The 14,114-nt window shown below is 73.0% G+C and carries 10 protein-coding genes; 7 read left to right on the forward strand and 3 right to left on the reverse strand.

The genetic code is table 11. The features are described from left to right. Positions 1-4 precede the first annotated feature (4 nt). Entirely contained in the window at positions 5-946 is a 942-nt protein-coding gene (locus tag FZ103_RS17235) for a cyclopropane-fatty-acyl-phospholipid synthase family protein (protein WP_156002522.1), read from the reverse strand. 277 nt (positions 947-1,223) lie between these two features. Here FZ103_RS17235 and FZ103_RS17240 point away from each other — a divergent pair, with 277 nt between their 5' ends. Next, positions 1,224-2,654, forward strand: coding sequence for a YcaO-like family protein (locus tag FZ103_RS17240; RefSeq protein WP_255430086.1), 1,431 nt, complete (start codon positions 1,224-1,226; stop codon positions 2,652-2,654). Between the two features lie 105 nt (positions 2,655-2,759). Here FZ103_RS17240 and FZ103_RS17245 read toward each other — a convergent pair whose 3' ends face one another. Next, entirely contained in the window at positions 2,760-3,593 is an 834-nt protein-coding gene (locus FZ103_RS17245; protein WP_156002523.1) for a DeoR/GlpR family DNA-binding transcription regulator, read from the reverse strand. A 625-nt stretch (positions 3,594-4,218) separates the two neighbouring features. Here FZ103_RS17245 and FZ103_RS17250 point away from each other — a divergent pair. The 6 genes from FZ103_RS17250 (at position 4,219) to FZ103_RS17275 (ending at position 12,526) form a co-directional block, all read left to right on the forward strand. After that, on the forward strand, positions 4,219-5,901 hold the full coding sequence (locus tag FZ103_RS17250; RefSeq protein WP_186356442.1) for a sodium:solute symporter family protein: 1,683 nt from the start codon (positions 4,219-4,221) through the stop codon (positions 5,899-5,901). A 49-nt stretch (positions 5,902-5,950) separates the two neighbouring features. After that, entirely contained in the window at positions 5,951-6,226 is a 276-nt protein-coding gene (locus FZ103_RS17255; protein ID WP_156002525.1) for a hypothetical protein, read from the forward strand. Between the two features lie 266 nt (positions 6,227-6,492). Beyond that, a complete protein-coding gene (fdh, locus tag FZ103_RS17260; protein WP_156002526.1) occupies positions 6,493-9,756 on the forward strand; it encodes a formate dehydrogenase in 3,264 nt (1,087 codons plus the stop codon). Between the two features lie 81 nt (positions 9,757-9,837). Next, positions 9,838-10,698, forward strand: a complete 861-nt coding sequence (locus tag FZ103_RS17265; RefSeq protein ID WP_255430116.1) for a 4Fe-4S dicluster domain-containing protein — start codon at positions 9,838-9,840, stop codon at positions 10,696-10,698. Beyond that, positions 10,695-11,771, forward strand: a complete 1,077-nt coding sequence (nrfD, locus tag FZ103_RS17270; protein WP_156002528.1) for an NrfD/PsrC family molybdoenzyme membrane anchor subunit — start codon at positions 10,695-10,697, stop codon at positions 11,769-11,771. Before FZ103_RS17265 ends, nrfD begins: the two co-directional genes overlap by 4 nt. Before the next feature lie 164 nt (positions 11,772-11,935). After that, the gene (locus FZ103_RS17275; protein ID WP_186356443.1) at positions 11,936-12,526 is read left to right on the forward strand and encodes a dihydrofolate reductase family protein; all 591 of its coding nucleotides are present in this window, start codon (positions 11,936-11,938) and stop codon (positions 12,524-12,526) included. A 144-nt stretch (positions 12,527-12,670) separates the two neighbouring features. Here FZ103_RS17275 and FZ103_RS17280 read toward each other — a convergent pair whose 3' ends face one another. Beyond that, complete coding sequence (locus tag FZ103_RS17280) at positions 12,671-14,113, reverse strand: NADH-quinone oxidoreductase subunit N (RefSeq protein ID WP_156002529.1); 1,443 nt, start codon at positions 14,111-14,113, stop codon at positions 12,671-12,673. Position 14,114: the final 1 nt, after the last annotated feature.

A 14,114-nucleotide genomic window follows, 5' to 3' on the forward strand; every position in this document is an offset into this window, starting at 1 on the left:
GGGCTCACGGCGGCGTGTGCTCGGGGGCGCGGGCCAGTACCGCGGCCACCGGCTGATCGGCGGCCTCGGGGCGGCGCACACCGGTGAACCCCGCATCGCGCAACCGCTGCGCCGCCTCCTCGGGCGTCCAGGTGGTGATTCCGGCACGGGCCATGCGCCAGCGCGCCAGCGCCTGGCCGAGAGGGTCGCGCTGCGCGGCGGTGCCGTCCTGGAGCACGGTCGCGGCGATGAGCGTGCCGCCGGGGCGCAGCGCCGCGCGCAACCGCGGCAGCGCCTCCAGCGCGGCCTCCGGTTCGAGCACCGCCAGCGGCAGCCACGCCAGGTCGTACTCCGCGGAGCCGGCGATCCCGGCGGCGTCCGCGCACTGCACCCGGACCCGTCCGCCCAGACCGCCGCTGGCGATGCGCTCGGCGGCGAGGCCGAGGACGTGCGGGTCGCGGTCCAGACCGACCGCGCTGGAGCCGGGGACGCGCACGGCCACCGTCGCGGCGATCGCGGCGGTGCCGGTGCCGATGTCGAGAAAACGCAGTCCCGGCGAGGCGAGCAGCTCTCGCAGACCGGAGTCGGCACCGGCCAGGGCGTCCAGCAGCGCGGCGAAGCGCCGGCCGGACTCGTCGCCCTCCTCGCGCAGTTCGGCGTCGCTGTGGGATCCGGTCGGCGCGGGCAGCCCTTCGGCCGCGTCGGCGGCCCAGCGCAGCATGCGGCCGATCCGGCCGGACAGCCCGGCCCCGCCGGCGCCGCGCCCCCGGCTCAGCGCCCGGTACTCCGGGAGCAGCCGCCAGGCGCCCTCGGCCTGCTCGGCGAATCCGGCGGCGGCCAGGGCCGCGCCCAGTTCGGGGTCGAGCGGGTCGCCGGTGTCTGCGGCGCGGGCGAGCGCCGCCAGCACCCACGCACCGCGGAGCAGGTCGTCGACGCGGCCGGCGGTATCGGCGTCGGTGGAGGACATGCCGGGAGTCTGCCATGCCCGCTACCGCTCGGCCGCCTGATCCCGGGGCCGGCCGACGGGTGCGGCAAAGATCGCCGGATCCGGCCAAAGGGGTGACACTGCGACCCGGTTCAGCTACAAAAGGTTGACATTGAGGCTGAATCGGTCTCAATCGCCGAACACTCTGTGGAGTCGAACATGGCCTGTGTTGCTTACGAGTGGAACGTCACCCTCGACCACGCCGACGACCTCGACGACGCCGTACGGGAGCTCGACGAGGCCGCGGAAGAGTAGTCCCTTGCCGCGGTCCGAATGGATCGCCGCGCCCGTCCGGCCGGTGGGCAGCCGACCGGGCGGGCGCGGGGAGCCCGGCCCGGAGTGGGCCGGAGCCGGCGAGCGCGAGCTGCCGCTGGCCGGCGCCGAGCGGCAGGCCCTCGCCGACATCGCGGCCCTGGGCTGGCGGGCGCGCCACCGTATCCTGGACGCCGATCAGCCCACCGCGGCCCAGTGCGAGCTGCGCTACGGCGACGGCTCCGAGGTCCCCTACGGTCTGGGCGCCGGCAAGGGCCCCTTGGCCGCGGCGCGGGTGGGCGCGCACTTCGAGGCCCTGGAGCACGCGCTGAGCGGCCCGGTGTCCCTCGACGGGCTGGCCGTCGCGTGCCGCCGCGCCGCCGAGCTGACCGGCGGGCCGTTCCGGTCGGACCGCGCGGTCAGCGGCCTGGCCGCCCGGCCCGACGCGCGCGTGGCCTGCCTGGACTACGAGCCGCTGGACGGCGGGGCGCCGTTCGCCGCCCCGCTGTACCTGTGGGCGCCCTGGTATCCGGTCTCCACAGCGGCCATGGCGCGGCGGCGCGCGGCGCTGGGCGACACCGCCGCCTACCGCCCGCTGGTCGCCTACACCGTCAACACCGGCTGCGCCATCGGCGCCACGGCCGAGGAGGCGCTGCTGCACGCGCTCAACGAGTGGGCCGAGCGCGACGCCTTCTCCCTGTTCCTGCTGTGCTCGGTCTACGACCGCGGACCCATGCCGGGGCGCATCGACCCCGCAGCGCTGCCGGACTCCTCGGCGGGCCTGCTGGGACGCGCCCGCGACCTGGTGGGCGCCGACGTCGCGCTGCTGGACCTCACCACCGACCTGGGCATCCCCGTGGTCATGGCCTACTGCCCCGGCCTGGGCGGCGGTTCCGCGCGCTACTACGCCTTGGGCGCCTCGCTGTCGGGCCGGATCGCCGTCGAACGGGCGCTCACCGAGTTCGTCCAGGGCGAGCTGCTGGCCCGGGTGGTCGCCGACCGGGCGGCGCGCGGCACCCCTGCGCAGCCGCGGCGGGGCGAGCACCCCTCCTTCGACGAGGTGGTGGCCGAGCACGACACCGCATCGGCGGTGCGCGAGCGGCTGAGCGGGCACCCGCGGCTGCTCGCCTGCGCCCAGCTGGACTTCGCCGACCGCGTCGCCGAGGCCGCGCCGGTCGGGCCGCCGGGCGAGGCGGTGCCCGAGGGCACCGGCGTGGCCGCACAGCGCGCGGCGGCGGTGGAGCGGATCGCGGCCGCCGGCCACCGCGTCGGCTTCCACACGCTGCGCCGCCTGGAACTGGGCACCACCCTGGTACAGGTGCAGTGCCCCGGGCTGGAGCGCTTCCACCAGGTGACCAACGGTCATGTGGCACTGCCGGGGACGCGGGGCCGCGCCCACCGCCGCCGCGGTCGGCCGACCGGCGCCGCCGCGGACTGAGCCCTCGGCTCCGCGCGGCCCCCGCCCGGGGCGGTCTGCGGCTCCGACCGCGGCGAGCCGCGCGGACGGCGACCCGGCGAGGTTCTCCTCCCCGGCGGAGGAGCCTTACCCCCGGCGGCTCGGCGGGACCGGCCCCGCCCCGCCCGGCGCCGGGCCGTCGCCGGCGGGCTCGTCGGCGATGACCAGTCCGCCCACCCGCTCGGAGAGCAGCCGGCGGGCCTCCTCGCCCAAGCCGGAGTCGGTGACGAGCACGTCGCAGCGCTCCAGCGGCGCGATGGTGCTCAGGCCGACCGTCGCCCACTTGGTGTGGTCGGCCACGACCACCAGCTTGCGTGCGGCCTCCACCAGCGCCTGGTCGGTCTCGCCCTCCATGAGGTTGGGGGTGGTCAGCCCGGCCCGGTCGTCCATGCCGTGCACGCCCAGCAGGAGCGTGTCCAGGTGCAGGCTGCGCACCGCGGCGACGGCCAGCGGGCCCACGAGCGCGTCGGAGGGGGTGCGGAACCCGCCGGTCAGCACGACGGTGTGGTCGGAGCGCGCGGAGCGGTAGAAGACGTCGGCCACGCGCAGGCAGTTGGTGACGACCGTCAGGCCGGGGACGTCGCACAGGTGGTGGGCGACCGCGCAGGTGGTGGTGCCCGCGGACAGGCCGATGGCGCTGTCGGGCTCGACCAGCCGGGCGGCGGCGCGGGCGATGGCCTGCTTCTCGGCCTCCTGGCGGGTGGAGTTGGCCTCGAATCCGGGTTCCTCGGTGCTGTGCCGGTGGGGGGCCACGGCGCCGCCGTGGACCTTGCGCACCAGGCCGCGCGCCTCCAGCGTGTCGAGGTCGCGCCGCACCGTCATGTCGGAGACGTCGAGGCTCTCGACGAGCTCGGTGACGCGGACTCCGCCGGATCTCCGCACCTGTTCGATGATCAGTGCCTGTCGCTGCGCGGCCAGCATGCGTCCCCCGTCGCGAGCGGGTCGCACGGCCCGCCGGCGCGGGTCCGGACCGCCCGCGGCGCACCGCGGAGCCGCACGACCGTGTTGGAAAGTGTTCGGATAATAGCGACATACCGCACATCCGTGTCAAGACACCGACCGGCCAGTCGGACCGTTCGCCCTTGCTCCCGCCCTGCTGGGGATGCGTGTGCCCAGGACCGCAGGGGCGTGTCAAATCGGGGTTGCGGAACGGCCCGTGGGACGCTTGACACACCCGGGGCCGCGCAGGAGAGTCGCACCGAATGTGCGTTGATGTTCGATTTCGTGAGAAATTGACGCAGTACCGGTAGTACCCCGCACGACAAAACGCAGAGGGATCGGGGTAGGGGCCCGGTCGTCCATCCGTCCCGCTCCACCGCAGCGGCGAGGCGGGCGCCGGCCGCGACACCGCGCCCCGCCCGCGCCCGCGGCCGCCGGTGGCTCGCGGGCACCGCCCCCGATGCCGTGCAGCGCACCGCCCGCGGTGCCGGACGGGGGCGCCGGGCGCCGAAGCGCCGCCCGGCGCCCCGGGCCGGTCCGCGGCCGGTGCGCTCGCGGCAGCAACCCCCATTGGGAGGACCATCGTGTTCAGAGAGGACTGGCCGAAGTGATCGCCCTAGCACAAGAGCAACTGCGGCTGGACGCCAATGCCCTCGACTACGGCCTGCTCGCGCTGTACTTCGTGTTCGTGCTGGGCATCGGCTTCCTCGCCAAGCGCTCGGTCTCGACCAGCCTTGACTTCTTCCTGTCCGGGCGGTCCCTGCCGGCCTGGGTGACGGGTCTGGCCTTCATCGCGGCCAACCTGGGCGCCATCGAGATCATCGGCATGTCGGCCAACGGCGCCCGCTACGGCATGGCGACCATGCACTACTTCTGGGTCGGCGCCGTACCGGCGATGCTGTTCCTGGGCCTGGTGATGATGCCGTTCTACTACGGCTCCAAGGTCCGCAGCGTCCCCGAGTTCATGAACCGCCGCTTCGGCAAGGCGGCCCACCTGGTCAACGGCATCAGCTTCGCCGTCGCCCAGATCCTGATCGCCGGCATCAACCTGTTCCTGCTCGCCACCATCGTCGACGCGCTGCTGGGCTGGCCGCTGTGGCTGTCGCTGGTGGTCGCCGCCGCCATCGTGCTCAGCTACATCACGCTGGGCGGGCTCTCCGCGGCCATCTACAACGAGGTGCTGCAGTTCTTCGTCATCGTGGCCGCGCTGCTGCCCCTGACCCTGGCCGGGCTGAACCGCGTCGGCGGCTGGTCGGGCCTGGTCGACGAGCTCTCCCAGACGGACCTGGGCGCGGAGCAGGCCTCGACGTGGCCGGGCAACGCGCTCACCGGCTTCGAGAGCGACATCCTCAGCGTGTTCGGCATCGTCTTCGGCCTGGGTTTCGTCCTGGCCTTCGGCTACTGGACGACCAACTTCGTCGAGGTGCAGCGCGCCATGGCGTCCAAGAGCATGTCGGCGGCCATGCGCACCCCCATCATCGGCGCCTTCCCGAAGCTGTTGATCCCCTTCATCGTCGTCATCCCCGGCATGATCGCGGGTGTGACCGCCTCGGAGATGGTCGCGCTCAAGGCCGGGGAGAACACCAACGTCACCTACAACGACGCCATCCTGCTGCTCATGCGCGACCTGCTGCCCAACGGCCTGCTCGGCATCGCGCTCGCCGGGCTGCTGGCGTCGTTCATGGCGGGCATGGCGGCCAACCTCAGCTCGTTCAACACGGTGTTCACCTACGACATCTGGCAGTCCTACATCGTGAAGGACCGGCCCGACAGCTACTACCTGAACATGGGCCGCTGGGTGACCATGGGCGCCACCGTGGCGGCCGTGGGCACCGCCTACATCGCCTCGGGCTACTCCAACCTGATGGACTACCTGCAGCAGCTGTTCTCGTTCTTCAACGCACCGCTGTTCGCGACGTTCATCCTCGGCATGTACTGGAAGCGGATGACCCCGCACGCGGGCTGGAGCGGCCTGGTCTGCGGCACCGCCGCGGCGATCGTGGTGTTCGTCCTGGGCGAGACCGGCGTGCTCGGCCTGTCGGCCCAGGGAGCGAGCTTCGTCGGCGCCGGCGCGGCCTTCGTGGTGGACATCATCGTCAGCGTCGTGGTCACCATGTTCACCCGGCCCAAGCCCGACTCCGAGCTCGTGGGACTGGTGCACTCGCTGACCCCGCGCGAGCAGCGCCGCCCCTCGCACAGCGGCGAGGACGCGGGCTGGTACCGCCGTCCGGCGCTGCTCGCGGCCATCGTCGCGGTGATCACCATCGCCCTGAACATCATCTTCGCCTGACCGGACGAAGGGCAGAGATGCGCAGAAACGCTGCCAAGGAGGCAATCCGATGAGTGCTGACAGCCCCGGAGGGGGAGGGCGCCAACGCGCCAAGGCCTTCGACGTCCGGACGATCATCGCGCTGCTGTTCGTCATCTACGGCGCGGTCCTGGTCGTGATGGGCTTCGTGCAGCCCGCCGACGAGGCCAGGCAGGCGGGCACCAACCTGAACCTGTGGTCGGGCCTGGGCATGCTCGCCTTCAGCGCGGCGATGGGCGGCTGGGTGCTGCTCAAACCGCTGAAGGTGCCGGAGAACCAGGAAGGCGGGCAGGGACCGCAGAGCTGACCCCGCCGCCCCCTCGCCGGGCGCCCCGGCGCCCGAGCCGACCCCGCCGCCGCCCGGCGGCCGACCGCTCCAGCGGAACCGGCCGCCGGGCGGCTTTTTCGCGCCCGTCGGGCACCCGCACCGGCCGCCCGACGGGTGCTGCCGGCGCCTATGGGCGGTGTTTGCCTCCCGAGGGGCGGGGTAGCGGCCGGTCGCCCCAACGAGCACGGCGGTCGCATCCGCGTGCCCGTCGGCCCGACCAGTGCGTTGCAAGCAGAGGAGAGGCGATGGGCGTTCGCACGCTGATCGAGTCATGGCCGGTCTACCGGCAGCTGACCGGAGACGACCGATCCGGCCGCGGTGCAGCGGCCAAGTCCGCGGGCAGCCACAAGCTGCGGGCGCGTACGGCCGAGGCCGACCGGGTCGTGAAGTCGGTCTGCCCCTACTGCGCGGTCGGCTGCGCGCAGAACATCTACGTCCGCGACGAGCAGATCGTGCAGATCGAGGGCGACCCCGACTCGCCCGTCAACCGGGGCCGGCTGTGCCCCAAGGGCTCGGCCAGTATGCAGCTCACCACGGGGTCCTCGCGTGAGCACCAGGTGCTGTACCGGCCCCCGCACGCCTCCGACTGGCAGGAGATCGACCTGTGGGAGGCCATGCACATGGTCGCCGACCGGGTGCTGGAGGCCCGCCGCGAGGGCTGGCAGGAGGAAGAGAACGGGGCACGGACCTCGCGAACCATGGGCATCGCCAGCCTCGGCGGCGCCGTGCTGGACAACGAGGAGAACTACCTCATCAAGAAGCTGCTGACCGCGCTGGGCGTGGTGCAGATCGACAACCAGGCGCGGGTGTGCCACAGCTCGACCGTGGCGGGGCTGGGCACCTCGTTCGGCCGCGGCGGCGCCACCACGTTCATGCAGGACCAGCAGAACGCCGACTGCATCGTCATCGAGGGCTCCAACTACGCCGAGGCCCACCCCGTCGGGTTCCAGTGGGTCATGGAGGCCAAGGCCCGCGGCGCCGTGGTCATCCACGTCGACCCGCACTTCAGCCGCACCAGCGCACTGGCCGACATGCACGTGCCCATCCGCGCCGGCACCGACATCGCCTTCCTCGGCGCCATCATCAACCGCGTCATCAACGAGGAGAAGTACTTCAAGGAGTACCTGCTCAACTTCACCAACGCGGCCACCATCGTCAACGAGGAGTTCCGCGACACCGAGGACCTCGACGGGCTGTTCTCCGGCTTCGACGAGGACGCCCGCACCTACGAGGTGAGCAGGTGGCGCTACGAGGGCGCCGACATCGCGCCGGCCTCCGGCAAGCGCGACCAGCTCTTCGAGGAGCGCGTCTCCAAGGAGCACGAGCGCTCGCGCCACAGCTGGGGCGGAGCCCGCCCCGAGCAGCAGGGCTCGGGCGGCGCACCGGTGGGCGGCACTCCCGAAGTCGACCCCACGCTCGAGCATCCGCGGTGCGTGCTCCAGATCCTCAAGCGCCACTACTCCCGCTACACCCCGGAGATGGTCGAGCAGATCTGCGGGATCCCCCAGGACGTCTTCAACCGGGTGGCCGACCACCTGATCGAGAACTCCGGGCGCGACCGCACCTCGGTGTTCTGCTACGCGGTGGGCTGGACCCAGCACACCGTGGGCGCCCAGTACATCCGCACGGCCTCGATCCTGCAGCTGCTGCTGGGCAACATCGGCCGGCCGGGCGGGGGCATCCAGGCGCTGCGCGGCCACGCCAGCATCCAGGGCTCCAGCGACGTGCCCACCCTGTTCAACCTGCTGCCGGGCTACATCCCCATGCCCCACGTGCACGCGGAGGAGACGCTCGACGACTTCATCATCGGCGACGCCGCGGTCAAGGGCTTCTGGTCGAACATGGACGCCTACCTCATCAGCCTGCTCAAGGCCTGGTGGGGGGACCACGCCACCGAGGACAACGAGTACGCCTTCCAGTACCTGCCGCGCATCAGCGGCTCGCACAGCACCTACGACACCGTCATGGAGCAGCTGCGCGGTGTGTGCAAGGGCTACTTCCTGATGGGCGAGAACCCCGCGGTGGGATCGGCCAACGCCCGCGCGCAGCGGCTGGGCATGGCCAACCTGGACTGGCTGGTGGTGCGCGACTTCTCCCAGATCGAAAGCGCGACCTGGTGGAAGGACGGGCCGGAGATCGAGTCGGGCGAGATGCGCACCGAGGACATCGGCACCGAGGTGTTCTTCTTCCCCGCGGCCGCCCACACCGAGAAGTCGGGCACGTTCACCAACACCAACCGGATGCTGCAGTGGCACCAGAAGGCGGTGAACCCCCGGGGCGACGCCCGCAGCGACCTGTGGTTCATGTACCACCTGGGCCGCATCATCAAGGAGAAGCTGGCCGGCTCCACCGACCCGCGCGACCGCCCCGTTCTCCATCTGACCTGGGACTACCCGCTGGAGGAGGGCGACGAGCCCGACGCGGCCGCCGTGCTGGCCGAGATCAACGGCTACGGGCCCGACGGCGAGCACCTCGACGACTACACCCAGCTGAAGAACGACGGCTCGACCAGCTGCGGCTGCTGGATCTACTGCGGCGTCTACGCCGAGGGCGTCAACCAGGCCGCCCGCCGCAAGCCGCACACCGAGCAGGACTGGGTCGGCTCGGAGTGGGCGTGGGCCTGGCCCAGCAACCGGCGCGTCCTCTACAACCGTGCCTCGGCCGACGCCGACGGCGTCCCGTGGAGCGACCGCAAGGCGCTGGTGTGGTGGGACGAGGAGCAGCAGAAGTGGACCGGGCACGACGTCCCCGACTTCGAGGCCGACAAGCGCCCCGACTACGTGCCGCCGAAGGACGCGTCGGGGGTGGAGGCGCTCAGCGGCACCGACGCCTTCATCATGCAGGGCGACGGCAAGGGGTGGCTCTACGCCCCGGCCGGGCTGGCCGACGGGCCCATGCCGACCCACTACGAGCCGCAGGACTCGCCGTTCGAGAACCTGCTCTACGGCCACGGCCGCAACCCGGTCCGCCTGGTCTACCCGCACCCGGAGAACCGATACCACCCCGATCCCGGAACGCCGCAGGCGTCGGTGTTCCCCTACGTGGCGACCACCTACCGGCTCACCGAGCACTTCACCGCGGGCGGGATGAGCCGGTGGACGCCCTATCTGGCCGAGCTGCAGCCGGAGTTCTTCTGCGAGGTCTCTCCCGAGCTGGCCCGCGAGCGCGGCCTGACCCACGGCGACTGGGCCACCATCGTCTCGGCACGCAACGCGATCGAGGCGCGGGTGCTGGTCACCGACCGCATGGTGCCGCTGCGGGTGCACGACCGCACCGTGCACCAGATCGGCATGCCCTACCACTGGGGCCCCAACGGCTACAGCACGGGCGACGCCTTCAACGAACTCTCCTCGATCGCGCTCGACCCCAACGTGCACATCCAGGAGGTCAAGGCGCTGACAGTGGACATCCGCCCGGGGCGGCGCCCGCGCGGGCCGGCTCGCCGCGAGCTGGTCCTGGAGTACCAGGGGTGCGCCGGCATCGACGACCGGACCGGAACGGAGGTGTGAGCGATGGCCTTGGACGAGCAGTCCGGTGTGCGCACGGGCGTGCCCGAGAGCGCCGCGGGGCCCGAGGACGACCGCCCGCGCATGGGCTTCTTCACCGACACCAGCGTGTGCATCGGCTGCAAGGCCTGCGAGGTCGCCTGCAAGGAATGGAACATGGTGCCCGAGGACGGGCTCGACTTCACGGCCATGTCCTTCGACAACAGCGGCGGGCTGGGCGCCGACACCTGGCGCCACGTGGCCTTCATCGAGCAGCGGGCGCCCCTGGGCGCGCAGGAGACGAACGTGGGCCGGCCTCCGGGCACGCCCGACCCGGTCGATCTGGGCATGCCCTCCTTCGAACTGCCGGGCTCGGCGACCGGCGAGGACGAGCGCGGCGAGTTCCGCTGGCTGATGTCCTCCGACGTGTGCAAGCACTGCACGCACGCCGCCTGCCTGGACGTGTGCCCCACCGGATCGCTGTTTCGCACCGAGTACGGGACGGTGGTGGTGCAGGAGGACATCTGCAACGGGTGCGGCTACTGCGTGCCCGCCTGCCCCTACGGCGTGATCGACCAGCGCAAGGACGACGGCCGGGTGTGGAAGTGCACGCTGTGCTACGACCGGCTCGGCGAGGGGATGGAGCCGGCGTGCGCCAAGGCGTGCCCGACCGACTCCATCCAGTACGGCGACCTGGACGAACTGCGCGAGCGGGCCGACGAGCGGCTGCGCAGCCTGCACGAGGCCGGCATCGAGTCCGCGCAGCTCTACGGCCGCGACCCCGACGACGGGGTCGGCGGCGACGGCGCGTTCTTCCTGCTGCTGGACGAGCCCGAGGTCTACGGGCTGCCGCCGGACCCGGTGGTGACCACCCGCGACCTGCCGTCGATGTGGCGCCACGCGGGCGTCGCGGCGGCGGCGCTGCTGGCCGGAATCACCGCGACGTTCATCGGGGGGCGGCGTTGAGCACATCGGACGTGACCAAAGAGGGCATCCGCGGCGCCAAGCCCGACCGCGAGGCGATCACCGGCGCGGTCTCGACCCTGGACGGCCACCGGCCCGAGCGGCCGACCGCGCGCCGGCCCGGCGGCGGCGCCGAGTTCCGCTCCTATTACAACCAGCCGGTGCTCAACCAGATCACCTGGGAGCCGCTCGACATCGCCGGCTACCTGTTCCTGGGCGGCCTGGCCGGCGCGTCCTCGGTCCTGGCGGCCGGCGCCGACCTGACGGGGCGCCCGGATCTGGCCCGGCCGCTGCGCTACACCGCGCTCGCGGCCGTCTCCGGCTCGGTCGCGGCGCTCGTCCACGATCTGGGCCGCCCGGAGCGGTTCGTGAACATGCTGCGGGTCATGAAGTGGACCTCGCCGATGAGCGTGGGCTCCTGGATCCTGGCGGGCTACGGACCGCTGGCGGGCGCGGCGGCGGTCTCGCAGGCCACCGGGGTGCTGCCGGGGCTGGGCCGCCTGGCCGGGCTGGGCGCCGGCGCGCTCGGCCCGGCCGTGGCCGCCTACACCGCGCCGCTGATCTGCAACACCGCGGTGCCCGCCTGGCACGACGGCTACCGCGAGATGCCGTTCGTGTTCGTGGGCTCGGGCGCGGCGGCGGCCGGCGGCATGGGCATGATCGCGGCGCCCGTGGCCCAGGCGGGCCCGGCCCGGCGCGCGGGCATCGCCGGCGCGGTGCTGGAGAACGCCGCCGTGACGGTGCTGGAGAAGCGCATGGGCATGGTCGCCGAGCCCTACAAGGAAGGGCGCGGCGGCATGCTGATGCGCGCCGCCAAGGCGCTGACCATCACAGGAGCGGTGGGCGCGCTGGCGGGCGGCCGCAGCCGGACGGTATCGGCGATCGCGGGCGCGGCCCTGGTGGCCGGATCGGCCTGCACCCGGTTCGGGATCTTCAAGGCGGGCCAGCAGTCGGCGGCCGATCCCAAGTACACCGTGATCCCGCAGCGGCAGCGCCTGCGCGACCGGGAGGCGGCCGAACAGGACGGCGCCGGCGGCCCCGCGCCGAGCGGGCAGGACGCCTCGACCGACTCCTGACCTGCTGTTTCGACCGCCCCGGGCCTACCGCGCGCCCGGGGCGGTCTGCTGTGCGCACGGGCCGCCGCAAGGACGTTTCGGGAAATCCCGCGCGGCGGCGATGAGTTCTTGTGGCCGCCGCGGTCTAAGCTCCCAGAAACACCGACAGGTTGGGAGCAGGGATCGTGCGCATCGTACTCAGCGACTTCATGAGCCTCGACGGCGTCGTGCAGGCACCCGGCGGCGCCGAGGAGGACACCGACGGCGGTTTCGCCCACGGCGGCTGGTCCATGCCCTACTTCGACGCCGACGCCATGGGCTCCTTCATCGGCGGCGCCATGGAGACCACCACCGGGCTGCTCTTCGGCCGCCGCACCTGGCAGATCATGGCCGACGCCTGGCCCGAGCGCGCGGGCGACCCGTTCGCCGACCACATGAACTCGGTCCCCAAGTACGTCGCCTCCCGGACGCTGACCTCCGCGGACATGCGGTGGAACTCCACCCTGCTGCCCGCCGACGACGTCTTCGGCGCCGTCGACCGGCTGCGCAAGGAGGGCGAGGGCGACATCCACGTGATGGGCAGTTCGGACTTCGCCCGGCAGCTCGTGGCGCGCGACCTCGTCGACGAGTACCGGGTGATGATCGAGCCGATCCTGCTGGGCGGCGGCAAGCGGATCTTCCCCGACGACGGCCGGGCGCGCCCGCTGCGCCTGGTCTCCACCCAGACCGCGTCCACCGGGGTGCTGCTGTGCACCTACCGGCCCGCGGGCGAGTAGCCCGTCGCGGCGGACGGCTCGGCCGGGGCGGACGGCGGCCCCGGCCCTGGCCGTCTGCTCTGGGACGATCCCCGCGATCCGTTCCGGATTCGGTGAAAGTCCCCGTGGCGGGCTGAGCCGCGGGCGGTGCTCCCCGCCCGCGGCTCAGCCAGCCAGTGCCCCGCTGGCCAGCCAGTCCAGGACCGGGCCCGCCGCCACGCCCAGCACCAGGGTCAGAGCCGCCGCGCAGACCGCCACGGCCGTACTCCACCGCCCGGCCGCGCCCAGGGCGGCGCCCGCGACCTCGTCCGCCTCGTCGTCCCCGCCCGCGGGGCGGAACAGCGGCAGGATCCAGCGCAGGTAGTAGAACAGGCTGGCCACGGTCATCACGGCGGCCAGCACCACCAGCCACACCATCCCGGCGTCGAAGGCGGCGGTGAACACGGTGAGCTTGCCGACGAACACCGCGGTCGGCGGGGTGCCGACCAGGCCGAGCAGGCACACCACCAGGCTGAGCGCGAGCCAGGGGCGGCGGCCGAACAGCCCGCGCCACTGGGCGAGCCGCCGCGCCTCGGGCAGAGCGCACACCGCGGCGAACGCGCCGATGTTGGTGACGGTGTAGGCCATCAGGTAGTACAGCAGTCCCGGCAGCGCCTCCTGGGCCCGGCCGTAGGCCGCCACGGCCATCAGCAGGAACCCCACCTGGCCGATGGTGGAGTAGGCGAGCAGCCGCCGGACGCCGTCCTGGCCGAAGGCGGCGAGGTTGCCCAGCACCATGGTGGCCGCCGCCGCGGCGGCCACCAGCAGCGACCAGTTCCCCGCCGCCTCCAGCGGGAGCCCGGCCCCGATCCGGTAGGCCGCCACCAGGGCGCCGATCTTGGGCACGGTGGTGATGAACGCCGCGACGGGCGCGGGCGCGCCCTCGGTCGCATCAGGCACCCAGAAGTGCGCGGGGACCGCGCCGGCCTTGAACAGCAGCGCCGCCAGCACCGCGATCGCGCCCGCGCCCGCGGCCGCACGCGGTGCCTCGACCAGTCCCACGGCCAGCAGCGGATACCCGGTGGCGCCGCCCGCGGCCAGCAGCACCGTGGTCCCGCCCAGCAGTACCACGCTGAACAGGGCGCCCATGAGGAAGTACTTCAGGCCCGCCTCGGTGCCGGGGGCGTCCTTGGCGAAGGCCACCATGGCATAGAGCGGGATGCTCGCCAGCAGGTAGCCCATCGCCAGCACGAGCAGCCCGTTCGCGCCGGCCAGCACCAGCGAGCCCGCGGCCGCCAGCAGCAGCAGGACATAGGCCTCGGTCTCGCGGCGGTCGCCGGCGAGGCCGTCGGAGCCGGCCAGCAGCACCAGGCCCGTGGCGACCAGAACGGCGGCGCGTGCGGCGTGCAGTCCGATGTCGACGGCGTAGGAACCCGACGCGGCGGTGTGGGCCGGGCCGGCGGCATCGGCGGCGGTGGCCGCCAGCCCTGCGGCGACGGCGGCGAGCGCGAGCGCGCGCACGACCCACTGCCTGCGGCGCGGCAGCCAACTGCCCAGCAGCAGGCCGGCGACCGCGGCGAAGGCCAGGGCGGCCTCCGGCAGCAGGGACGTCATCGTCGTGGTGGTCATG

This window comes from Streptomonospora sp. PA3, assembly GCF_009728995.1.
GTDB lineage: Bacteria > Actinomycetota > Actinomycetes > Streptosporangiales > Streptosporangiaceae > Streptomonospora.